Below are 24,059 nucleotides of genomic sequence, written 5' to 3'. Positions count from 1 at the left end.
ACCCGACTTCATGTAGATTGGATGGGCAGAGGTATGGTTGCTTCAACCGTTGTGCCCTGATTTTCCATACTGTGGATATGAATACGGCCAGAGAGAGCTTCTGCTCTTTCCTTCATAATATGCAGACCAAGAGATTCATTAGTGTCTGTGTTAGAACGCCGTTTGGCCCCGCCTTTACCTTGGTCGGCAACGCTCAGTACCACCTCGGCTGCATTGAGATGCAGAGATACCTCTGCTTTAGAGGTTCCGGAATGCTTTCGTACATTATTGAGCGCTTCTTGGCCAATGCGCCACAGCCCTTCCTCCACGTTGCGGGGAAGCTCGTGAACACCGCTCCGTTGCGTCTGTATCAGCAGCCCTAGCTGCTGGCCATGAGCCTGCAGCGCAGTCAATAAACCGGCTTCTAGTCCGGCAGGCCGAAGCTGCATAATTAATGCACGCATTTCTTTGAGTGCTGACTGGGATAAAGCTTGAATATCGCGGACAGCCTCAGTAGCAGGATGGGAGATCTGCTCCTGCTTCAGCATGCTTTCCACGCCTTTGGCGGTCATTGAGAGGGAGAAGAGGATCTGGTTCACGGAGTCGTGCAGGTCACGGGCCAGACGATTCCGCTCGTCAAGACGCGCAATTTCGCGGCGTTTCTCTCCAAGCTGAGCACTTTCCAATGTAGCGGAAATATGCTCAGCGACAGCCTCAAGCACCTCTCCATCCGCAGTTGCGGAAGCTAGTGCTTTGGGTGAGGTGATCAGTAGAATTCCTGCACCTTGTGCGGCAATCTGCCGAAAGGGCACAGCGAGCATCACAACACGCTCCGCGACAGGTTGTTCAGAACAGCAGAACTTCGTAATTTCCTGCTCTTCATCAGGGGTTAATGTCGCAAAGCGTTGTCCTTTTGCGATATCTCCTAGACGTGCTTTAAAAGAATCCGAGAGCTCGAAGCGAGCTATTCCCGGCGTTATATTAGCCGCATAGGCAGCATGGACTTCGAATTGTTCCTCATGCTGCCCGATAATCGCTGCAAAGGGCCAATCGAAATAGTCGCCAATCAGGGCGGCGCTTTTCTCGATCAGAATACTGGGCGAGATACATTGGTTGGCGGTTAGATTTAAAGCTGCGCTGAATTCGCCTAATTTGGCGTACAGATTCGCGCGGCGCTGCTCGGTGCTATATAACTGCATCCGTTCAATAGCACTGCCAATTTGCAAAGCCACGGATTGCAGCAGAGCCAGCTCGCTGTCGGCGTAATGTGCTTTGCCTGGTGCGGCCACATTCATAAGTCCCAAGTAACGCTCACCTGAATGCAGCGGGACGGTAGCGTGGTGGGTGATGCCCAGCGTATCGCCCCAGTTATACTGCCTGGCATTACTCAGCCGCTTGCAGCTTAGAATGTTAACGGCATGCTCAAGCCGACCGTCCCATAGGCGGCTTAGGCACCAGCAGCTTCCGCACTGCATTGGTTGTTTATTGTCGCGCTGTAGTGCAGGTGGCAGACCTCGATCAGCGGCACACTCATATTCCATGTATTCTTCGCTCAGGAAGATCCAGCCTGCAGTATTTCCGGTTAACTCAAGTAGCTTGCCCATGACTGTGTCGAGCATGGGTCTCAGCTCATTGGAACTGTTTAAAGTCTCTGCAATCGTTTTGAGCGTCAGTAACTCATGGATTCCGGTTTCCTCCGGCATGAAGCTCTCTCCTTTAGCTTTGTTAATTATGTTCTATCTATTGTAACGTAGAATGGTTCATTCGTTCTCAAATTTTAGGTAATGTTGGCGTAAATAAAAAGAAGGTTCCTTAAGATCTGATATGACCTTAAAGAACCCTCTGTATATACATGTTAATTTACAGCTGCAGGAGTAGCGGAAGGCGTACAGTGTTCTGGAGCTTCGTGTTCAATAAGTCCATGTTTCTCCCAAGCTCGGCTCTTCCAGCGGAAATACATAATGACGGCTCTCACCCACTCATCGACCGCAGTAGCAATCCACACGCCGGCTAACCCGAGATCAAGTTGGAACACCAGGAAATAACCAAGAGGTAAGCTCATGCAGACCATGGAGATCAGTCCCATATATACAGGGAATTTGGCATCGCCCGAGGCGCGTAAGGAGTTAATGATAACCAGATTGGTTGTGCGCCCGGTTTCCAGGAAGAAGCTAAGCAATATGACCTGCGCCCCCATCCTAATGATGTTCTCATTGTCTGTGAAAAGCCCGAATAGTGGTACCCGGAAGAAAATCACCACAGCATCTATTATTACGGTAACCAGCAACGCCCACTTTACACTGGTGAATACACGCTTATAGGCTTCATCAGGGCGTCTAGCTCCCACGAGATGTCCTACAACGATGGAAGTTCCCATAGAGACAGCTACACTGAATAAATAAATATAATTAGAAATATTGAGCGCGTACTGGCGAGTAGCCATAGCTTCAGCGCCTAAATAAGTAATATACAGTGTGAATACAAGCTGGCACGATTGATAAGTGATCGATTCAAAAGCGGACGGGATGCCGATTTTGAGAATTTGCAGCACGTATTTTTTAGAAAGATGAATGTAATAGGTTACTTTCACCCTTACCTCCATCACTCTGTAGAGCAGCAGGAAGAAAAGGATCAGGCAGATAAAGCGACTCATCACTGTTGAGATAGCCGCACCCTCCACACCTAACGCCGGAAGTCCGAAATGACCATAAATGAGCAGGTAGTTGCCCACCACGTGAATGATATTCATCAGCAAGGATACGACCATCGTCTGTTTGGTGAAACCGTGAGTACGGATAGTAGTCGCCAGAGCATTAATTAATGCTTGCAGAAAAATACCGCCCCCAACAATATTCATGTAGGCTTTGGCGTAAATGAGGATATCCCCTTTTACATTCAGCGCAGTCAGTAACGTCCCTCCGAATATCAGCAAAAACGTACTTAGGAGAATGCCGACTAACAGGTTTAGGGTAATGGCATTGCCGGTCACTTGAGCGGCTTCCAGAGGTTTTTTGGAACCGAGATATTGGGAGACCACAATAGCTGCGCCGTTACCAATTACACTGAGGACTAAAATTGCTATCGCAATGATCTGATTCGCTGCGCCGACACCAGACACGGCATCGTCCGACACTGAACTGATCATAAAAGTATCCACACTGCCCATGAGCATAAAGAGGAATAGCTCGAGGAAAATCGGCCAGGTCAGTTTGACCAGGTTGAATTCCTGGTGATTATTTTGCTTCATTGTGCACCTTCTTATATTATGATGTACTTCCTAAAATTCCATAAACAAACTGTAATGTTAGCACAGCTTTCATGGAAATGCAGTATTTTTACAGAAAAATGACAAAACGTTTTTAATTTAGGTCGAAAAGAGCCCTTTAACCGCACATTAGTATCCTCCAGGTAACTACATCACAATAAAGTGCCTACTTCCCTAGAGGGATGTAAGGAACTACAATTTGTACATGACTTACTAAAATATATTAATGAGGAGTGCAAATAAATATGAAATTACAATTAGCGTTGGATTTAGTGGACATTGCGGGAGCGAAAGAGGTTGTCTCAAAAGTTGCCGAATTTATAGATATCGTTGAAATTGGAACACCTATCGTTATAAATGAAGGTTTGCATGCAGTGAAGGCAATCAAAGAGGCTTTTCCTGCTTTGACTGTGTTGGCAGATTTGAAAATCATGGACGCAGGTGGATATGAAGTGATGAAGGCCGTGGAAGCGGGCGCGGATATCGTTACTGTACTTGGTGTTTCTGATGATTCTACCATTAGAGGTGCAGTGGAGGAAGCAAAGAAAACCAATAAAGAGATTCTAGTTGATCTGATCAATGTGAAGGATATCAAAACAAGAGCGGCTGAAGTAGACGCACTTGGCGTAGACTATATCTGTGTACACTCTGGATATGACCATCAAGCGGAAGGTAAAAATTCTTTTGCAGATTTAAATGCGATTAAGAGTGTGGTTAAGCAGGCTAAAACAGCTATTGCTGGAGGGATCAAGCTAAGCACACTTCCAGAAGTGATCGCTGCGAACCCTGATCTTGTCATCGTTGGCGGAGGCATCACAGGTGAAGCGGATCAAAAGGCTGCCGCAGCAGAAATGAAACGTCTAGTTAGTCAGGCTTAAGATTACAATGGATACAATGAAATACGCACAGCACATTATAGAGGAGCTCCAGCGCTCCATATCTCAGCTTGATGAAGAAGAGACTGAACGAATGGCTGAGCTGCTGCTTCAGTCCAACAAGATCTTCGTGGCTGGAGCGGGCAGATCTGGATTGATGGGACGGGCCTTTGCTATGCGGTTAATGCATGTTGGTAAAGAGGCTTATGTTGTAGGCGAAACGGTGACTCCGGGGATTGAACAGGGGGATGTGTTAGTCCTCGGTTCCGGTTCCGGTGAGACGAAAGGGTTGATCTCTATGGCTGAGAAAGCCAAAGGGGTGGGTGCAGAAGTTGTTGCCGTTACCATTGCGCCGGATTCGACGGTTGGACGTTTAGCGGGCTACACAGTGAAGCTGCCGGGATCTCCAAAAGATCCGGCCAGTGGAAGCTACAGCACGATCCAGCCGATGGCTTCTTTATTCGAACAGACGATGTTGGTCTTTTATGATGCTATTATTCTGCGAATGATGGAGAAGACGGGGCAGACGAATCAGCAAATGTTCGGCAAGCATGCTAATTTAGAGTGAACGTACAGAAACGAATGCCTTCCTATAAGGAGGTTATTCGTTTTTGTGTTAGTATGATAACAGGAGAGAGGAGGCGCTTTAGGTATGGCAACCGAGATTAAAGATCGTATAAACTTGAAGGAAATTAACTGTGAGAAGGAATTGACGCTTGCGGTGATCGGAGGGAAATGGAAGCTGATTATCCTCTGGCATCTAGGGCTTGAAGGGACAAAGCGATTCAGCGAGCTGAAGAAGCTAATTCCTCATATCACGCAAAAAATGTTGACCAATCAGCTTCGCGAGCTCGAAGAGGACCAGCTGGTTCTAAGAAAAGTGTACGCTGAGGTTCCGCCAAAAGTAGAGTATTCCCTGACTTCATATGGCCAAAGTCTGCTTCCCGTCCTTCGATTGATGTATGATTGGGGTAAAAATTACGGAGAAAACGTGATCTGGAAGGACACGCCGCCGGAAGAAAGATGCTAATCGAATAGTCTATGAACATTAATAATCCCTGAGAGGTCTGGAGCGGCCTCTACAGGGATTTTTTGGTGTTTTAAAGGAGTGATGCGGATAATGCTTTAGGCTTTCTGTTCGAATAGCTTAGCAATCTCCACGATAACATTTACCGCTTTTACCATATTGTCCGCAGAGGCGTATTCAAATTTGCCATGGAAATTCTCGCCTCCGGTGAAAATATTAGGTGTCGGCAAGCCCATGTAGGATAGCTGCGAGCCATCTGTGCCTCCGCGAATCGGGCGGATGATTGGTGTGATGTTAAGGTTCTCCATCGCCTCATGGGCAATATCGACGATATGACGCACAGGCTCGATTTTTTCACGCATATTGTAATATTGGTCCTTCATTTCAAGCACGATGTTCTCTTCGCCATGGATGCTTTTGAATTCTTCTACGACAGCTGAGAGATAAGCTTTACGTGCCTCGAATTTCTCACGGTCGAAGTCGCGGATGATATATTGCAGCTTGCTGAATTCAGGTGTGCCTTCTATAGAGCTTAGGTGATAAAAGCCATCATAACCGTCTGTATATTCGGGCGCTTCCTCAGCAGGGAGTCTGAGATGAAGTGCCATGGCGATTTTGGCGGAATGAATCATCTTTCCTTTTGCAGTACCAGGGTGAACATTAACGCCGTAGACTGAGATTTTGGCAGACGCAGCATTAAAGCTTTCATACTCTAATTCTCCGAGTGGACCTCCGTCTACAGTGTAAGCATAGGAAGCATTAAAAGCGGCTACGTCAAATTTATGAGGCCCGCGGCCGATTTCTTCGTCTGGTGTGAAGGCAACTCTAATCTTGCCGTGTTTGATTTCTGGATGTTGAATGAGGTAATGCATGGCGGTCATAATCTCAGCAATACCGGCTTTATTATCTGCGCCAAGCAGGGTTGTGCCATCGGTTGTAATTAAGGTGTGGCCTTTGTATTCCGCCAGCTCCGGAAAGCTCGCTGTGGACAATACAACATTCAGCTCTTTATTCAAAAGAATATCTTGACCATCATAGTTCTCGATAATCTGTGGCTTCACATTCGTTCCGGTAAAATCAGTCGCCGTATCCAAATGGGCTAAAAAACCAATGGTCGGAACATCCTTGTCCGTATTCGTAGGGAGTGACGCCATAACATAGCCATGCTCGTCCACCTGGACTTCCTCCATGCCGATTTCCTTAAGCTCTTTAACCAGCTTGTGAGCCAGAACCATCTGTCCCGGAGTGGAAGGGCAAGTCTCATTATCTTCATTCGATTGGGTATCCATTTGTGCATACGAAATAAACCGTTCTACAACCTCTTTCTTCACCTTGGGTCATCTCCTCTTTACTATTGTATATATATAGTATCACTTTCCATATAAGGTCTCATCCCTGAGGAAGAAGATTGAGGTAATATTTAGGTTTAATGCGGCAATATTTCTTGTTTCACTAACTTCGCTGAAAGTAAATAACGGTCCGGTGCAGATCCCACATATGAAAAAGGATAACAGGTAATCAATGTGAGGATGGCCTTATCACTTGGCTTTATAGCACCGCGTTCGTCCCCGTCAACAATTGTGCTGCCTGTTACTTCATAGGTAAAAGTCCCATCCGTACTTTCCAGCTCGATAAGATCTCCAGCGACGAGTTCTCCCAGGTTACGGAACACTGTATCGCGGTGGCCTGCGAGCACACTGTTGCCGGTGGCACCGATAGCTGCGCTGCCTTTGTAATGTCCGGCTCCCTTTTTTAGCTCGGAGCTTTCCGTACCTTCTAGCACTGCGATCTTTTTGTTTAATTTGGGGAAACGAATCTCTCCTATGATTTCACCTTCTGTATAGGAATGAGCGGGGGATGGCTGTTCCTTGGCTGAACTGACCATTGCCATGGGAAGAGGGATTTCTTCGGCAGAACGGGGGCGGGCGACAGCTTCCTCCCTCTTTTTTGCCCAATCATTTAAAGCCTGTTTAGCTTCGATCGGTGCTTTGACCACTTGTACAACCGAGTAAATCAACACAACTAAAGAGAGTATGAAGATTAGCTTCACGGCTAGCAAGGCACCATTACGCTTCTTCATACTCTCTCACCTCCAGACTTATGCTGCAAAATGTGGTTATTTCTTCGATTTCAATCTGCGCATGATAATCACGCTGAGTACCGCAATGGCTAAGCTGGCAAGAATCAAGTTATACCAAGGCTCAGCGGTATTTGGAAGCTTGTTGCCAACCTCTGGTGCTCCCAGTGGAAGCTCATCATCAGGCAAGGCGATTTCATTGCTTGGCTGCGGTGTTGCGCTGGTAGTTTGGCTGCCAGCACTTGGTGATGCTGTCGGGTCATTATCGCCTCCACCCAGTGGGATCGGCGCTTCAGTAACACTAATTTCATCTACTACTGGTGAAGCTGTAGGTGTTGGTGATGGTGTTGGTGTTGGAGTCGTTGATTGCCCTGGTGTGGCTGCTGCTGTTGCCGTTGGCCAAGTAGTCGTTGGTGTATTCGTAGGTGCCGCAGTTGGTGAAGCGGTAGTCGTCGGCTGATCTGTAGGTGTCGTGGTTGGTGAAGCTGTTGCGGTCGGCGAAGCTTCAGGTGTAGCTGTAGCCGTGGCAGTAGGTGTCGTAGTTGGCACTACAGTAGGTGTAGCAGTCGCTGTCGGTGATGGCTCCGGTGTAGGCTGAGCTGTGGCCGTCGCTGTCGGTGAAGGACTAGGTTGAGCGGATGGCTCCGGTCCTCCAGAAGCGGAGAACTCAAAGGCTACAGTGGTGGTTTTCCCTTGATATTCGTTCCCTGCTTCCCACGGGAAAATTACATCCATTTGAATTACACTTTGTTCCCCCCCGGCAAGTGAACCGATGGCAACTCTTCCGGCAGCCTCGCTCATCACCCCTGAATAGATGATTACTCCCTCTTTTTCGAGTGTCATTTGGAGAATATCGTATAATTCTGCGTCTCCAGAGATGAATTTGAAGTCCACATAGTAATTAAAGCCCTCACTACCTGCGTTAATAATTGTGTATTCTGAGTTCGTTTCATCACCAGGCTGCATATTGTTCATGGTGGCTGTGCTCGTCGTATGCGAATTCACCGTAAGCTTAATGGTATCTTGCGCACTAACTCCGCCAGCATGCCAGATGACTCCTGCTAGAATAGTCAGGATATAAGCAGCTATGAAAGCCGAGCGATATTTCTTCTTCACTTTACTCGCTCCTTTCTCCTGAACCCCATATTAATTTTTTTTGGACATCATTTGCGGGCTTCCGGCAAATTCTTCTGTTCTAATCGGATTTTTCATCAAACATTGTCGAAATAAGTAGTATCTCACAGAACCACTTTCTTGTGCGCATGCAGGAATCTCCGTGAAAGCGGAAGGAGAGGGTAGAGATTACCGTCAATTCGTTCGTTATAGCGAATAACTAAAGTATAATCAAAATAATATCTAAACAAAAATGGGATATTTGAAGAAAATTCATCATATTTAATCAAATATCAATTATAGTAATGGATTTACACCAGTTTTCTCTATTTAACTCTTTATTTTTATATAATTCAGTGTTTTAATTGTGTTTTATTGAGAACGATTATGAATGCAAAATAAAAAGGCAAGACATACATCTGGAATAGGGCTCAAACCCCGATACCAGACCTATCGTCTTGCCTTAATTATGATGATAAATTAGATTTCCTTCATAGCTTCGGCTACAATCTCATAAGAGCGTAGACGAGCGTTAGGATCATAAATTCCACCAGAAACAATTAATTCATCGGCCTGTGTCTCTTGCAGGATTTCTTGAAGCCGTTCTTTAACTGCTGCTTTATCACCAGCGAAAGAGTAACGCTGTTTTTCAAGCATGGCTGCTTTTTCTTGCATCGTCCATAGCCCCTCCATACTATCAACCGGTGGTTGTAACTTCCCTGTACGTCCGCGGATGATATTAAGGAATTGCTGCTGCTGCGAGGTAGCCAGCCGTCTTGCCTCATTCACAGTATCGGCTGCTGTAATGCCAACTCCGACCATCACATATGGCTTGTCGAGTGCTGCTGAAGGACGGAAATTACTATGATAGATGTGTAAAGCCTGTAGTAAATACTCTGGTGCGAAATGGCTGGCGAAAGCAAAAGGTAAACCTAGCTTCCCTGCCAGCTGAGCACTAAAACCGCTGGAGCCCAGCAGCCAGATGGGGATATTCAAGCCTTCACCAGGAACAGCACGAACCCCAGCCGGTCGTGATCCTGCACCTGCAGGATCGAAGTAGGCTCTGAGCTCACTTAACTGCTCGGGAAAGTCACTGCCGTCGCTTCCGAGACCACGGCGTAGCGCACGGGAAGCCGGTTGATCCGATCCTGGGGCTCTGCCCAATCCTAAATCAATCCGTCCTGGATATAGGGATTCGAGGGTCCCGAATTGTTCCGCAATGACAAGTGGTGCGTGGTTGGACAACATGATGCCTCCAGAGCCTACGCGTATGCTTTTTGTGCCGCCAGCAATGTGGCCAATTAAGAGTGAGGTAGCAGAACTGGCAACACCAATCATGTTGTGATGCTCAGCAAACCAATACCGGTGATAGCCCCATGCCTCAGCATGTTGAGCTAAAGCTAAAGAGTTATGAAAAGAGTCTGCCGCTGTGCCACCCTCCACAATAGAGGCTAAGTCCAGTACGGAGAATCGAATATCGCGCTGTTGTTTCATTGTAATCCCTCCTATAATAAACGCTCAGATAGTCTAGAGCAGTATTTGTAGCTGCGAATAATGCTACTCGCCTAGTATACCATGTAATAAAACTATATACACACTTTAAGTAAGTTATACGCACTTTGTAATGATTAGATAAGGAATAAGTATGTCTTTAAAAATAAAATGTAAGCGCTTTAAAAAATCTGTTGTTATTTCTTAACAGGCTTGCTATAATCACATCGAAAAGTTACCTGAAAAAAAGGAAGTTATCGTTATGAAGCCAACCATAAGAGATGTTGCCAGAATGGCGGAGGTGTCGATCAGCACCGTATCGCGGGTTATGAATGCACCGAATACGGTCGTAGAGAGCAAACGGAATCGAGTGATGGAGGCTGTAGAACGTTTGCAATATCAACCAAATGCGTTTGCACGCGGCCTGATCTACAAGAAGTCGTTTACACTGGGTCTGCTGATTCCGGATATTGAGAACCTGTACTTCGCAGGGGTTATTCGGGGAATGCAGGATGCATGCATCAAGCTTGGATACAGTTTAATGATCTGCAATACGGACCGCGACAAAGAACGGATGTTGTCTTACATCGATAACTTTCATGAGAAGCAGGTGGATGGGATCGTATTCGCCAGTGATGTCCTTTATCCTGAGACACATGACAAATTAGTCGGTTGTAGAATTCCTTTTGTGTTGGTATCCTCGCATTCTGATGAATACGACATTCCATCTGTGGAGGTGGATGATGAACAGGCGGCTTACGATGCAGTAAAGTTTCTGATTGATTTAGGGCATAAGGACATTGGCATGATTGGTTTTAACCATGATAACTCCGTATCCGGCCCGCCTCGTTATGAGGGTTTTGTAAGAGCGTTAACAGAGTTTGGACTACAGCAGAATATTGTGAAGAGCAAATATGCCAATCACCGGTTCGAACACGCTTATCAAGCTGCGCATGAGTTGTTTACTGATTATCCCGAGCTGACCGCCGTTTTCTGTGTTGCTGACGAATTTGCAATGGGGACGATTTCTTATCTGAAGGATCGTAATATTCTAGTTCCGGGTCAGGTATCTGTGATTGGATTTGATAATTTGCGGATGTCGAGTATGTTCATTCCAAAGCTGACCACGATTGCACAGCCGATTTATGAGTTAGGGTATCGTGCGGCGGAGATGCTGCATGAATTGCTCACAACAGGTGGTGTCCAGGTATTGAATGAAAAGATGGAGCATAAGCTGATTGTGCGGGAATCCACGCGGGAAAAATAAAGGCTCTTTATTTTTGTGACCTTCTTCTGAAAAGCTTTTCAGAGCCATGTATCGGTCTTAATTAAAATTTAAATGTTAGGTTAGAAAATAGTATGAATTCTTATGAAAAACATCTCATTTTCCGATTGGAAACGGTTACTAATTATGATAATATAAAAAATGTAAGCGCTATTATTAAATTACATTTGTGATGGAGTTTGATTTTAGGATATTTACCTGTCTTCTGAAAAGCTTTGCAAGGAGGTGATCTGCTACAAGCTGCTAATACATGCCAGGGTGCCCGGATGATTGAATAAGATGTTATCTCTATAACCATTAAAGGGGATGTACAAAAGATGAAGAAGATCTCAGGACGTAAAAAGTCGTTGGCTTTAGTACTGTGTTTATCCTTCACAATGACGCTGAGCGCATGCGGCGGAGGCAACAATAATGCGGCGCCTACAGATCCACCGGCGGCAACAGTCAGCCCAACAGCAGATAACACCGAGAAAGCGACAAATGCACCTAGTGCTGAACCTTCGGGTTCCCCGTTAGATTTAGCGATGAAAGGTGAATATAAAGGGACTAAAGTAACCATGTTTGGACCCTTCGTAGATGCTGACCAAGTGAAATTTGAGAGCAGCATTAAAGAATTTGAAGAGAAGACAGGGATCGATATTCAATACGAGGGCTCCAAGGAGTTCGAAGCAACAATAAATATTCGGGTGGACGGCGGAAATGCTCCTGATATCGCTGACTTCCCGCAGCCGGGACTGCTGGCATCGATTGCTAAGACGGGCAAGGTTATCGATTTGACCAGCGTGCTGGATCAAGACAAATTGACGGCTAATTACAACAAGAGCTGGCTCGATATGTCTACGATGGACGGAAAAGATGGGAAGATCATGGCGGGGATTTGGAACCGCAGTAATGTAAAGAGCTTGGTATGGTATCCAAAGAAACAATTTGATGATGCAGGTTACAAGGTTCCTGAGACTTGGGATGAGCTGATGGCACTGACTGAACAAATTGCCAAGGATGGCGATCCTGCCTGGGCTATTGGCATTGAGAGTGGTGCTGCAACGGGTTGGCCAGCAACAGACTGGGTCGAAAATATAATGCTTCGGACGACTACGCCTGAGAACTACGATAAGTGGGTAAAAGGTGAACTGCCATTTACTTCACCAGAAGTAAAAAATGCTGTTGAAATCATGTCTAAAATATGGCTTAACAAGGATTATGTTTACGGTGGTGCTAAGTCCATTGTGACAACATCCTTCGGGGATGCCCCAGCGCCAATGTTCACTGATCCGCCTAAAGCCTGGTTTAATATGCTCGGTAACTTTATTACAAGCTTCTTCCCTGAAACGGCAAAGGTTGATCAGGATTATGATTGGTTCTACTTGCCGCCAATTGATGCGCAATATGGTAAACCAGTGCTGGTTGCAGGTGATATTTACGCTATGTTCAACGATCGTCCAGAGGTTCGTGCAGTCATGGAATTCTTCACCACTGGAGAGTCGATTAAGAGCTGGGTACAATCTGGCGGCGTAATTGCTCCTATGAATGACGCTTCCCTTGATTGGTATACCTCTGAATCCGATCGTCGGATGGCGAAGTTGGTTCAAGATGCTTCCACACTGCGTTTTGATGGCTCTGACTTGATGCCAGGTAAAGTGGGTGCAGGCACCTTCTGGAAAGGGATGACCGACTATGTGAGCGGTACAGCGACACTGGATCAAGCCTTGGAACAAATCCAGTCCGGCTGGAACAACTAACCTAATATTTAAAGCGCACAGTAAAAAGAGGGGCAGTAGGAAAAGAGGATTGTCTGCCCCTCTTTTTGTTTTCTAACTAGTGAGTTCGATGCTTATGATAAGAGTTTTGCTCCGCAAAACTTATAGGAGGAGCTGGAGCTAATATGGGTGCACAATCACAGCCACAGCCACAAATGCCAACACAACCACAAGCTAGGCCAACCGTCAGCCTGAAGGCGGTAATGTTGTCCCTAGTAGTGTTGTTAGCGAATATTGTTGTTAACGGCGCAATCTTTTTATTCTTCCGGGATTCCACATTAAATCCGCTGCTAACAGCGGTTCTGGCTGTCCTCTGGGGAGTTCTAGGTGTTTATCTGATTTACTATACGCTGACTTGGGCGGTTGAGCAGTACCCTGATCATATCCGGCGAAAAGTGCTGCCTTATATCTTTATTGGTCCGGCAGTGATTATTCTGGGCTGGTTACTGGTTCTGCCTGCACTACGAACATTATATTTGAGCTTTTTTAATGCTTCTTCAGAAAAATTTGTGGGCCTGAGCAATTATGCAGCGATCTTTAGCGATCATCTGATGGCAACGGCATTGCGTAACAATTTACTTTGGGTATTCGTCGGTACGCTGGCCTGTGTAGCATTCGGGCTCTTAATTGCTATTCTTGCCGATCGCAGCAGCTATGAGAAAATTGCCAAATCGATCATCTTTATGCCGATGGCGATTTCCTTTGTAGCGGCAGGAGTCATTTGGAAATTCGTATATTACTATCAACCGGGCGACGAACAAATCGGGCTGTTGAACGCAATCGTTACTTATTTTGGGGGAGAACCCCAAGCCTGGACGAGTATGCTTCAGCCGTGGAATAACTTTTTCCTCATTATCATTTTGATCTGGATGCAGACTGGATTTGCAATGGTGATTTTCTCGGCAGCAATCAAAGGGGTTCCTGACGACATTTTGGAAGCTGCACGAGTGGATGGAGCAAATGAGGTGAAGATTTTCTTTGGAATCATGATTCCATATATTTCATCAACCATTCTGACAGTGACAACGACCATTATCGTCTTTACGTTGAAAATATTTGACGTCGTCATGGTGATGACAGGAGGTCAATACGATACAGAGGTTGTTGCTACACAGTTCTACCGGCAATTCTTTATGTACCGTAATTTCGGCTACGGCTCCACTTTGGCTATTGTTCTACTGATCGCGGTGCTGCCTGTAATCATAATCAATCTACGTCAGTTCCGTAAGCAGGGGGGATTCTAATGGCTGGCAAAAAGAAGAGAAAAGGCAGCAAAACGGTTGTAAATATCGTGCTGGGTGTGATCTGTTTTATTTGGCTGCTTCCGACTCTTGGGCTATTTATTTCCTCCTTCCGTCCGGCTGCTGATATTCTGCAGACTGGATGGTGGAAAGCTTTTCCCCATCAGGAGTGGAAGGCTGGAGAGACGATTCAGCTATCCAAGGACGTGGATCTTCGGGAGCCAATTGAGGTGAACGGTAAAACTTATACAGATGATGAGCTGAAGGCTGGCGTGAAGGCAGATGGCAGCCGGCTTATGTGGGAGAATCGTAGAGCGCGTACCGTGAATGAACAGATTCAAGGTTGGAAGATGACACCGGATCTCACGCTGGATAACTATAATAATGTGCTTTCCGGTAAGGAATACAAGCTGAAACAGGCTGATGGCAGTGAAACAGTGCAAAAAGGCTCCGGATTGTCACAGGCCTTCTGGAATACGCTAACGATTGCAGTTCCAGCAACAGTTATTCCGGTGTTGATCGCTTCTTTTGCTGCATATGCTTTTGCCTGGCTGCGGTTTCCTGGGCGCAAAATCCTTTTTGTCATCATCATTGCAATGCTCGTCATTCCAATACAGGTTGCGCTTATTCCAGTGCTTAAGGATTATACCGCACTTGGGCTAAACGGAAGTTATCTGGGAATTTGGCTGGCGCATACGGCTTTTGGATTACCGCTGGTTACGTACTTTATGTACAACTTCATCAGTCAATTGCCGAAGGATTTGTTCGAATCGGCTTTCATGGATGGGGCAAGTCATTTCACTATATTCAGTAGGCTAATTCTGCCTCTATCAGTGCCAGCACTGGCTTCTATCGGGATCTTCCAATTCCTATGGGTGTGGAATGACTATTTAGTCTCATTGATTTTTATCGGCAATCAACCGTCTGTGCAAGTCATGTCGATGAAAATTGCCGATTTAGTAGGCTCACGAGGCAACGATTGGCATTTACTTACTTCGGCTGCATTTATCTCCATGCTGATGCCGCTCGCTATTTTTTTCCTGCTGCAAAAGTATTTCGTCAGAGGGCTTATGGGTGGGTCGGTGAAAGGGTAATGATTTAGAACCCGAATGAAACTGTGATCAGGGGGAGCTTAGAGAGATGAAGATGAAACCATACGTACATCCGGCGGCGGTATATCCTTACCGGGAGTGGAGTCTTGATGAGGGAGCTTATAGCGAAGAGAACAATCAAAGAAGCGAGAGTATTTTTGCTCTTGGCAATGGATATATTGGCATGCGCGGTAATTTCGAAGAAGGTTACCACGGCAGCTCAGGCTCGTCTGTAACCGGTAATTATTTGAATGGTTTTTTTGATTCGGAGCCCATTGTATATCCAGAAGGAGCCTACGGATATCCATCCCGCAATCAAGCGATGCTGAACGTAACAGATGCCAAGATTATTGAACTGAGTATTGAAGGGCAGACCTTTCAGTTAAACAGTGGGCAAGTGCACCATTATGAACGAAAGCTGGATATGCGGAGCGGGGTTCTGCATCGGCAGGTAGAATGGGAATCTCCAGCTGGTCACCGGGTACAGCTTCATATCCGGCGGATGGTGACTTTGCAGCACAAACATCTTGCGGCGATAGATTATGAGGTTAAAGCGCTGAATTTCAGCGGAGTGCTTACCTTCACTTCATCCATCGACGGCAAGATCCAAAAACCTAAGGTAACGGATGATCCCAGATTGGGCTCGGGAGGCAAGGAGCCCAGTCTGCTCCTGGAGGATACCGGTCATGAACCGGGACAGTCCTTCTTATGGATGAAGCAGCGGACGCGGCATACCCAGTTTGCCTTATTAACAGGGGTAAGTCATAAGCTCGATTCAAGATCAGAGGATAAAAGGACCGTGCAGCATGAGGGGCAGAAATTATCCATGCAGTTTGTCGTCCCGGTGGAGCGTGGGGAAAGCGTCTCACTAACCAAATATATCTCTTACCATACCTCTAAAGATTATCCGGAAGACGAACTACTCAGTAGAAGTACTGAAATATTACACTTAGCAGACCATAGCGGGTTTGAAGTGCTTGCCCAGGAACAGCAGGCTTATCTGGATCGATACTGGGCACATACGGATGTGGAGATTCATGGTGATCTTGCGCTTCAGCAGGGCATCCGCTTTAATGCTTTTCAACTGCTTCAATCCGTAGGCCGTGATGGGGTTACGAATATTGGAGCCAAGGGATTAACGGGTGAAGGATACGAAGGGCACTATTTCTGGGATACCGAGATGTATATGCTGCCCTTCTTTACGTTCACACAGCCGGAGATTAGCCGAAAGCTGCTCGAATTTCGTTATGCGACGTTAGACAAAGCACGGGAGCGTGCAGCGGTAATGTCGCAGAAGGGAGCCTTGTTCCCTTGGCGGACTATAGACGGGGCAGAGAACTCTGCATATTTCCCGGCAGGCACGGCGCAAATGCATATTAATGCGGATATTGCGTATGCCATCAAGCAGTATGTACTGGCTACCGGAGATTATTATTTTTTGGTTACGAAGGGAGCGGAAATTTTATTCGAAACTTCCCGCTTTTGGTTGGACTTGGGGTACTTTAATCCGGCTAGGGGCGGTGCCTTTTGTATTGATGCAGTAACCGGTCCTGATGAATATACAGCTATCGTCAACAATAATGCATACACCAACTTTATGGTCCAGGATCAGCTTTATTATGCACACGAGATGGCAGGGATATTGTCTAAGCAGTATCCTGAGCATTTTGAACGTCTGAAGCAAAAAATCGGTCTGACTGAGCATGAGACATTAGTGTGGCTGGAAGCGGCGGACAAAATGTTTATCCCCTTTGATGAGGGGCTTGGCATTTATGCTCAAGACGACACGTTTCTCTCCAAGAAAAAATGGGATTTCGAGCATACACCAGCCGATAAATATCCGCTGCTGCTCAACTACCATCCGCTGGTAATTTACCGTCATCAGGTGTTGAAACAGGCGGACTTGGTAATGGCAATGTTTCTGCTGGGTGACCAATTCAGCTTGGCGGATAAGATCCGGAATTATAATTATTATGAGCCGCTGACGACGCATGATTCTTCATTGTCACCGTGCATCCACAGTATAATATCTGCTGAGATTGGTGATTTGAAGGGAGCCTATTCCTATTTTGACCGCACGGTACGGATGGACTTGGATGACATCAACCGCAACGTGAAGGATGGACTGCATACTGCTGCTATGGCAGGCTCCTGGCTGTCGATTGTGAATGGTTTTGGTGGCATGCGCTTATGCGGCGGGATGTTATCATTTAATCCTAGTGTGCCAGCGCAGTGGGAGAGCTATCGGTTTAAAATAACATGCGCTGGACAGCTATTGGATATTTTTGTGAGTGATACAGAAGTGATCTATACGCTGCTGGAGGGCGAAGAGCTTGAGATTATGCATAAGGGAAACCTTATACAGTTGTCTGCGCAGAAGCCGCTGAGGCTTTCGAATGTGAAGCAGCTTGAAGCTGTTATTTTCGAGCTGGACGGGATAATTACTGACACTGGAGAGTATCATTATGAGGCTTGGAAGGATCTGGCGGATGAGCTTGCGCTTTCTTTTGATCGAGAGAAACATAAGAGTCTCAAGGGCCTAAGTCGAATGGAATCTTTAGAAGTCATTCTGGAGAGTAGTGGACTGAATTTGCCGCAACCGGTAAAGGGAATGCTCTGCAACAAAAAGAACGAGAAGTATAGACAGCTGGTTCAGCAAATGACGCCTGCTGAGCTGTACCCGGGTATCCACAGTGTGTTGTCCGATTTGCAGCAAAGAGGAATCGCTATCGGACTGGCTTCAGTGAATGAGAATGCGCTTCTGATTCTCGAACGCTTGCAGATCGGGCATTGGTTTCAGGCGGTGGCTGACCCTGGAAACTTGCGTAGAAGCAAGCCAGATCCAGAGATTCACTTGCAGGTTGCGGAGATGCTGGGCATATCCCCGGACTGCTGTGTGGCGATTGAGGATACCGAGGAGGGAATAGCCGCAATTAATGCTGCTGGTATGAAGTCAGTGGGAGCTGGAGTGGCGCTCGTGACCGAGAAAGCGGATCTATGTCTGGCTTCCACCGCAGAGCTAAGTGTAGAGAAATTGTTAGAGCTATTTGCGTAGTTAACCTGATAAGCAGCAACCCTCCCGATCATGGGAGGGTTGCTGCTTTGTTTATTTCATTACTTTTCGAACCAGCTTCACTTTATTGCCATAAGGAGGATACACGATTCCGAGGTCGATCCGTGTGCCTCGCTTGACGATGCTTTTACGATGGGAGAAGACCTCAAAGCTATACTTCCCGTGATAACCCCCCATTCCGGAGTTTCCTACTCCACCAAACGGAAGATAAGTGCTCGCCACATGTGAGATCGTATCATTGATACAGCCTCCCCCGAATGAGACCCGGGACAGCACCTCTTGTTCTACACTCTTATCCTCCGTAAATAGGTATAGTGCCAGTGGCTTTGGATGTTCATTAATGCTCTGAATGGCCTCATCCAATTGCTGATATTCCAATATTGGGAGAATCGGACCGAAGATCTCATCTTCCATAGCAGCATCCGTCCAAGAGGCAGGATAGATTAAAGTAGGCTCAATATAACGTTCTTCTGGCACGATGGTGCCGCCCATAATCACCTTGCTATGATCACGCGCAATGAGGTCGGCAAGTCTTTGCAGCTGGCGATCATTCACGATCCGGCCGTAATCTGTATTAGGCTGTGCATCCTGACCGTAGAACTCAGTGATGTGATGTTTGATTTTGGTGATCAATTCTTTGGCAATATCCTTGTGGACCCATAGATAATCCGGTGCGATACAGGTTTGGCCCGCGTTCAGCAGCTTGCCCCAGACAATCCGTTTCGCTGCAGCATCAAGATTAGCGGTCTTATCAACAATAACCGGACTTTTCCCGCCAAGCTCCAAGGTTACAGGCACTAGATTTTTCGCCGCTGCTTCCATTACGATTTTGCCGACAGGCACACTGCCCGTAAAGAAAATATAATCAAACTTGGCGTGGATCAGCAAATTAGTGGTCTCTTTTTCCCCCTGAATTACGCGGATATACTGTGGTTCGAAGGTCTCCTGAATAAGCTGCTCAACCACGGACGAGATGGCAGGTGTGCTCTCAGATGGCTTGAGGACAGCGCAGTTACCAGCGGCAATGGCGCCGATCAGGGGCTCAATTAGCAACTGAAATGGATAATTAAACGGGCCAATAATGAGTGTTGTGCCGTAAGGCTCACTTAAAATATAACTTTTTGCAGGAAATAAGTGCAGCGGGGATCGAACCTTTTTAGGCTTCGCCCAACGCTTAAGATGTTTCATCATATAGCCGATACTGTCCAGCGTAAAGCCGATTTCTGTGGCATAGGCTTCGAACTCACCTTTTCCTAAATCCTGTTGTAGTGCAGTGATGATACGTCCTTCGTATTGTTTAATAATATTCTTAAGCTTGAGCAGCTGCTGGAGACGAAAAGAAACCTCCTTAGTTACGCCGCTATTAAAGAAATCCTTATGCTCTTCAAGCATTCCTTGAATGCTGTCAGCTGTATAGGTTGTCATTAATCTTTCCTCCATCCTTGTAAGAAGTTAGAGCATACGACTCTATGGGAGTCGGTAAAAAGCGAACGGCTCGCCATAACGGAAGGAATCACTGGCTTCATCCAGCTTGGCCGCAGTTTCTTCATTAAGTACAAGCGAGGTACTAAGCAAATTTTGTTCCAGCTGTTCCACACGTGTAGCCCCGACAATAACCGTCGAGACGGCAGGCCGATTCATAAGCCAAGCTAAGGAGAGCGCAGTAGTTGAGGTTTCCATTTCCTCAGCAATTTGGCTCACTTGGCTTCCGAGCTTGATCCGGTCATCATCAAGGAATCTTTTGAAATTAGGATCAGTATCTGCTCTGGACCCTGATGGCGCTGAATCGCTTGTATTATATTTGCCGGTGAGAATTCCGCCAGCTAGTGGAAAGTAAGGAATGATCCCTACACCTTGATCCAGGCAGAGCGAAAGAAGCTCATTCTCCGGTGTCCGGTCTGCTAAGGAGTAGCTGCACTGAATTGAAATGTACTTGGTGAAGTTGCGTGCTTCACTAATCCCAATCGCCTTCATTAATTGCCATGCTGTATAGTTGGAGGCCCCGATATAACGGATTTTGCCCGAGGATACCATATCGTCCAAGGTTCGTAAGGTTTCTTCAAGCGGCGTATAGGGATCAAAGGTATGAATCTGGTATAGATCGATATAGTCTGTCTTAAGGCGGCGAAGGCTATCTTCAAGCTCCTGCAGCAAATGGCGACGGGAGGAGCCGCTGCCGTTGGGACCCTCATTTTTAACTAAACCTGCTTTAGTTGCGAGAACAGCCTCATGTCTCCTACCTTCCAAGGCCAGACCGAGGATTCGCTCGGATTCTGAGCCAGCGTAAATATTAGCAGTGTCTATGAAATTAATTCCATGATCAAGCGCAGCATGTACAATCTGAATGGAGGTCTCTTGATCCGCACGTTTGCCGAAAGCGTTCGTTCCCAGTCCTAATGCGGATACCTGTAACCCGCTATTTCCTAGTCTTTTAAAGTTCATCCTCAGCACTCCTTATCATCTATTCATTTATCCATTTATTTTGAGCGAAAAGATCCAGCGCTGTCTCAATGAAGAGCTTTACAGCAATTGAAGTGTCGGCAAGCGAGCTGACCGCAATTTGGATATCTCTATAAGCATCCGGCTGCAGCTCACGGGTAACCACATTTGGAGGCAGAGATAACAAGGACAGCTCAGACATCACGCCGATCGCCAGTCCCTCCTGAACCATATTAAGAGCTGTTGCAAAGTTATTAACCACATATTTTACATTCAGATGGCTATTACTTCTGTGAAATAGCTCTACTACAGGCGGTTCATATCCTGCTTTGCAAATCAACATGGGCTCGTTCGCTAATTCCTGCACACATACAATGGATCGCTTTTGCAGGGGGTGGTCATCTTTAAAAACGGCAAACAATTTCTCTCTATATAATGGAATGGTTTCGAATTCTGCACTGGGAGCGAGCAATAAGCCAACATCAATTTCTTTTGAATCCAACCATTCTCTGACTTCAGCGATAGAACCCTCCTGTAAGCTAATTGTAATGTTTGGATATCTTTTAGTGATAGAGCTAATAATCTTCGGTAGAAAATGAGCCGATGCCACAGGGAAAGCTCCAATGCGGATACTTCCTTTTTCAAGACCTCTCTCCGCGTAAATCTCCTGATTGACCTTATCAAAGCCCATTAGAATTTCACGGAAAATAACAAGAATACGTTTGCCGATATCCGTAAGCATCAGGCCATTACGCCGGTCTCGAAGCAAGAGCTTCACGTCTAATTCGGCTTCGAGGGACGAGATCGCCCGGCTGACCGCAGGCTGGGTCATATTCAGTTCTACACCAGCTTTAGTAAAGCTGCCGCTTTCGGCAATTTTGACGAATAAACGAATTTGAGTATTGTTCATAACAAATATGATATGCCCCTTATGATTATTATTCATTTCATTTATGCTCTTGTTTATTGTATCATTTGTGATGAATCTACACCAAGGAAGTGAACAAATGAATCAGCAGAAGAAAAGTATGATCCTTCTTATTTTTTTGGTGATTGTATGGGGCATTAATTGGCCTATATCCAAAATCGCCTTAGACTATGCTCCACCTTTATTATTTGCAGGTATTCGAACCGTCGTAGGCGGTATTATTCTGATTCTAATTGCACTGCCTAAGGTGAAGGAGCTTCGCTTCAAGCAGCTCTGGCCGATCTATCTGATCTCGGCGGTACTTAGTATTGTGTTCTATTATGGGTTTCAGACGATTGGCTTGCAGTATGTTCCGGCGGGATTGTTCTCATCGATTGTATTTTTGCAGCCTGTATTGCTAGGTGTTTTTTCTTGGCTGTGGTTAGGTGAGAGCATGTACGGGCTTAAAATGGCTGGTTTGCTGCTTGGTTTTCTCGGGGTAGCCTCTCTTAGTATCGGCGGAATTAACGGGAGTATCTCCATATGGGGAATTGTGTTGGCTTTAGCCAGTGCCTTAAGCTGGGCATTAGGAACAATATATATGAAACGGAATGCTGTACGTGTGGATATGCTGTGGATGACGGCTATGCAAATCACGATCGGTGGCATCATTCTGCTACTTTCGGGATCAGCTACGGAGAAATGGTCGGATATCACCTGGAGTGGAACCTTTATTGTGGATACCTTGTTTATCGCAATCTTTGTTATTGCTCTGGGCTGGCTAATTTATTTCAAGCTGATTAACGAAGGAGAAGCAGGAAAAGTAGGTTCATTCACCTTCTTGATCCCCCTGATCTCGATAGCAACCAGCGTAGTTTTTTTGAAAGAGCAGATTACCATAAATCTTGTGATCGGATTATTACTGATTGTTAGCAGTATCGTTCTGGTAAATGTGAAGATAGGGCGAGCCGCCAAACAATCAGTCTAGTTAAATTTGTTGGTTATAGTAACCAATCGTGCAAAAGGGCATTCTGTCTATTAGGATTGAACATAAAAAAAGGACACTCCCAAGCTTAGAGCTTCTGGGAGAGTCCTTTTTTGATTAAGCGTATAGCGCGTGTGATTTCAGCTGTTGAAGGCCGAGCTGCAACTACGTAAGTAGCAGAACTAGCACGTTCCACTTCTTCGAGTACCCGGTTTAAGTGACTGAAGAGCGCTCCTAGATCACGAACGGATGACAGTGAGCACCGTCCTTGCAGTTCAGAGAAGCTGGCCGCCTGCAAGTCGCGGGCACGATGCAGACAATCTGTGAGTGAACGTTGGCATTCAGCCTTGGATAAGGTCTTGGTACCATAAACAGCTATACAATCGGCTGTTGCCTCCAGCACTTCCAGCATCCAGTCAGAATTGGCATGATGTGCTGGCAGCAAGCAAATATCGTCGGCAATTTCTTTAACATAGGAATGAATGGTCTTTAGATGTGCCGTGGCTTGTATTAGTCCCTTTAGATCACCACGACACTGATAGTGAGCAATGGTATAGAACATTTCCTTCTGTTGTTGATTGCTGGCAGACAGCAATTTACCTGCTTGCTCCAGCATATTATCATCCTTAGATGAATCTCTTCTTAAGCCTACGAGACTTTTTAAAGCATCCGAAAGTAGAAGGCTTCCATCGAGTGCCAATGCTTTTACCTTGACGAACCTGTTTGGTGGAACGATAATCATATTGATGATCAAGGCAATGAGCACACCAATAAAAGTTTCGGCGACTCTCCACAGCACGTAATCATTATGATAAAAGGTAAGGGCCAGAACCGAGGTCACCCCAACCTGCGAAACCGCTTGGATATTCATCCGACAGGCCGTGGCAATTCCGATCCCGATGAGCAGAATTAGCAGAATGGAAAATGCACCTACATCGAAGAATTGGCCTACAATCAGGCTGACGATTCCGCCGATAATAATGCCGATCAGGCGGTAGATTCCTTTTTCAAGTGAAGCCTTCACACTGGCTTGAGTAATAAGAATGGCTGCAAGCGGTGCAAAGTATAAATATTGGTCACCATATAAACTGTGTACGGCTACCCAGGATAGTGATGCGGCAAGCGTAATTCGTATCATGTAAAGCGAGAATCCATATTTTTCAAGGCGGTCTAATAACCCCTCGTTCATTATCATTCATCTTCTTTCGCAAAAATAAGAAAACCACACTGGCTTTTCAGTTCGTTTTCATTATAGCACCTCAAAAAGGGCAGGGAAGACTGGACTTTTTACAAACTTGTTAAGTTTATGCTTAGCATTTAACAATGTAAGCTATCGCATATAATGGTACAATCTAATATGCTATATCTATTGGAGCGTCGAAGGAGAGGGGAAATTGTCGCTTATTAGCGCTGAGCATGCCCATTTCGATTGTTCTCCGCAAGATGCGGGTAAA

At 46.1% G+C, this 24,059-nt stretch carries 19 protein-coding genes; 9 read left to right on the top strand and 10 right to left on the bottom strand.

The genetic code is table 11. From position 1 onward, the window contains the following. Positions 1–8 precede the first annotated feature (8 nt). Both MKZ09_RS32790 and MKZ09_RS32785 read right to left on the bottom strand, forming a co-directional pair. Positions 9–1,682: a GAF domain-containing sensor histidine kinase gene (locus tag MKZ09_RS32790; RefSeq protein ID WP_076132704.1), complete on the bottom strand. Its 1,674-nt coding sequence runs from the start codon at positions 1,680–1,682 to the stop codon at positions 9–11. 152 nt (positions 1,683–1,834) lie between these two features. Next, entirely contained in the window at positions 1,835–3,226 is a 1,392-nt protein-coding gene (locus MKZ09_RS32785) for an MATE family efflux transporter (protein WP_038573751.1), read from the bottom strand. Between the two features lie 263 nt (positions 3,227–3,489). Here MKZ09_RS32785 and hxlA point away from each other — a divergent pair, with 263 nt between their 5' ends. The 3 genes from hxlA to MKZ09_RS32770 all read left to right on the top strand — a co-directional run bounded on the left by hxlA (position 3,490) and on the right by MKZ09_RS32770 (position 5,149). Continuing rightward, positions 3,490–4,122: a 3-hexulose-6-phosphate synthase gene (hxlA, locus tag MKZ09_RS32780; RefSeq protein ID WP_038573749.1), complete on the top strand. Its 633-nt coding sequence runs from the start codon at positions 3,490–3,492 to the stop codon at positions 4,120–4,122. 7 nt (positions 4,123–4,129) lie between these two features. Continuing rightward, positions 4,130–4,687 (top strand): 6-phospho-3-hexuloisomerase, encoded by a 558-nt coding sequence (gene hxlB, locus MKZ09_RS32775; protein WP_076132702.1) that lies wholly within the window; start codon positions 4,130–4,132, stop codon positions 4,685–4,687. Between the two features lie 84 nt (positions 4,688–4,771). Beyond that, positions 4,772–5,149 carry a winged helix-turn-helix transcriptional regulator gene (locus MKZ09_RS32770; protein WP_036682121.1) on the top strand — a complete coding sequence of 126 codons (378 nt, stop codon included), beginning with the start codon at positions 4,772–4,774 and terminating at the stop codon, positions 5,147–5,149. Positions 5,150–5,244: 95 nt separating this feature from the next. On the opposite strand, the gene pepT is transcribed toward MKZ09_RS32770, so the two are convergent. The 4 genes from pepT to MKZ09_RS32750 form a co-directional block, all read right to left on the bottom strand. Continuing rightward, complete coding sequence (gene pepT, locus MKZ09_RS32765) at positions 5,245–6,477, bottom strand: peptidase T (protein ID WP_076132700.1); 1,233 nt, start codon at positions 6,475–6,477, stop codon at positions 5,245–5,247. A gap of 95 nt (positions 6,478–6,572) precedes the next feature. Beyond that, on the bottom strand, positions 6,573–7,226 hold the full coding sequence (locus MKZ09_RS32760; protein ID WP_081394175.1) for a sortase: 654 nt from the start codon (positions 7,224–7,226) through the stop codon (positions 6,573–6,575). Between the two features lie 36 nt (positions 7,227–7,262). Continuing rightward, the gene (locus MKZ09_RS32755; protein ID WP_076132698.1) at positions 7,263–8,339 is read right to left on the bottom strand and encodes a hypothetical protein; all 1,077 of its coding nucleotides are present in this window, start codon (positions 8,337–8,339) and stop codon (positions 7,263–7,265) included. A gap of 477 nt (positions 8,340–8,816) precedes the next feature. Further along, positions 8,817–9,830: an LLM class flavin-dependent oxidoreductase gene (locus MKZ09_RS32750; protein WP_076202025.1), complete on the bottom strand. Its 1,014-nt coding sequence runs from the start codon at positions 9,828–9,830 to the stop codon at positions 8,817–8,819. A gap of 259 nt (positions 9,831–10,089) precedes the next feature. Between MKZ09_RS32750 and MKZ09_RS32745 the strand changes: the two genes are divergently transcribed. From MKZ09_RS32745 to pgmB, 5 genes are all read left to right on the top strand, one after another. Further along, positions 10,090–11,094 (top strand): LacI family DNA-binding transcriptional regulator, encoded by a 1,005-nt coding sequence (locus MKZ09_RS32745; RefSeq protein WP_036682112.1) that lies wholly within the window; start codon positions 10,090–10,092, stop codon positions 11,092–11,094. 335 nt (positions 11,095–11,429) lie between these two features. After that, positions 11,430–12,851, top strand: a complete 1,422-nt coding sequence (locus MKZ09_RS32740) for an ABC transporter substrate-binding protein (RefSeq protein WP_038574978.1) — start codon at positions 11,430–11,432, stop codon at positions 12,849–12,851. A gap of 143 nt (positions 12,852–12,994) precedes the next feature. Further along, positions 12,995–14,113, top strand: a complete 1,119-nt coding sequence (locus MKZ09_RS32735) for a carbohydrate ABC transporter permease (RefSeq protein ID WP_232061475.1) — start codon at positions 12,995–12,997, stop codon at positions 14,111–14,113. Beyond that, complete coding sequence (locus tag MKZ09_RS32730; RefSeq protein WP_036682107.1) at positions 14,113–15,204, top strand: carbohydrate ABC transporter permease; 1,092 nt, start codon at positions 14,113–14,115, stop codon at positions 15,202–15,204. The genes MKZ09_RS32735 and MKZ09_RS32730 overlap by 1 nt, the downstream gene beginning before the upstream one ends. Positions 15,205–15,250: 46 nt before the next feature. Further along, positions 15,251–18,256, top strand: coding sequence for a beta-phosphoglucomutase (gene pgmB, locus MKZ09_RS32725; RefSeq protein WP_081394174.1), 3,006 nt, complete (start codon positions 15,251–15,253; stop codon positions 18,254–18,256). A gap of 51 nt (positions 18,257–18,307) precedes the next feature. Here the strand turns inward: pgmB and MKZ09_RS32720 are convergent, their stop codons facing one another. Genes MKZ09_RS32720 through MKZ09_RS32710 form a run of 3 tightly spaced genes read right to left on the bottom strand, consistent with a single transcriptional unit; the run spans position 18,308 to position 21,659 of the window. Further along, positions 18,308–19,699 (bottom strand): aldehyde dehydrogenase, encoded by a 1,392-nt coding sequence (locus MKZ09_RS32720; protein ID WP_076202022.1) that lies wholly within the window; start codon positions 19,697–19,699, stop codon positions 18,308–18,310. 42 nt (positions 19,700–19,741) lie between these two features. Continuing rightward, complete coding sequence (locus tag MKZ09_RS32715; protein ID WP_076132692.1) at positions 19,742–20,716, bottom strand: aldo/keto reductase; 975 nt, start codon at positions 20,714–20,716, stop codon at positions 19,742–19,744. 19 nt (positions 20,717–20,735) lie between these two features. Next, on the bottom strand, positions 20,736–21,659 hold the full coding sequence (locus MKZ09_RS32710; RefSeq protein WP_305953755.1) for a LysR family transcriptional regulator: 924 nt from the start codon (positions 21,657–21,659) through the stop codon (positions 20,736–20,738). Between the two features lie 61 nt (positions 21,660–21,720). Here MKZ09_RS32710 and MKZ09_RS32705 point away from each other — a divergent pair, with 61 nt between their 5' ends. Next, the gene (locus MKZ09_RS32705; RefSeq protein ID WP_076202019.1) at positions 21,721–22,608 is read left to right on the top strand and encodes a DMT family transporter; all 888 of its coding nucleotides are present in this window, start codon (positions 21,721–21,723) and stop codon (positions 22,606–22,608) included. 85 nt (positions 22,609–22,693) lie between these two features. On the opposite strand, the gene MKZ09_RS32700 is transcribed toward MKZ09_RS32705, so the two are convergent. Continuing rightward, complete coding sequence (locus tag MKZ09_RS32700) at positions 22,694–23,794, bottom strand: FUSC family protein (protein ID WP_076202016.1); 1,101 nt, start codon at positions 23,792–23,794, stop codon at positions 22,694–22,696. Between the last annotated feature and the right edge of the window lie 265 nt (positions 23,795–24,059).

It is taken from the genome of Paenibacillus sp. FSL R5-0908 (assembly GCF_038006245.1).
Lineage (GTDB): Bacteria > Bacillota > Bacilli > Paenibacillales > Paenibacillaceae > Paenibacillus_AQ > Paenibacillus_AQ odorifer.
Note: the sequence above shows the minus strand (reverse complement) of the source record. Positions and strands in the feature narration are given on the sequence as shown.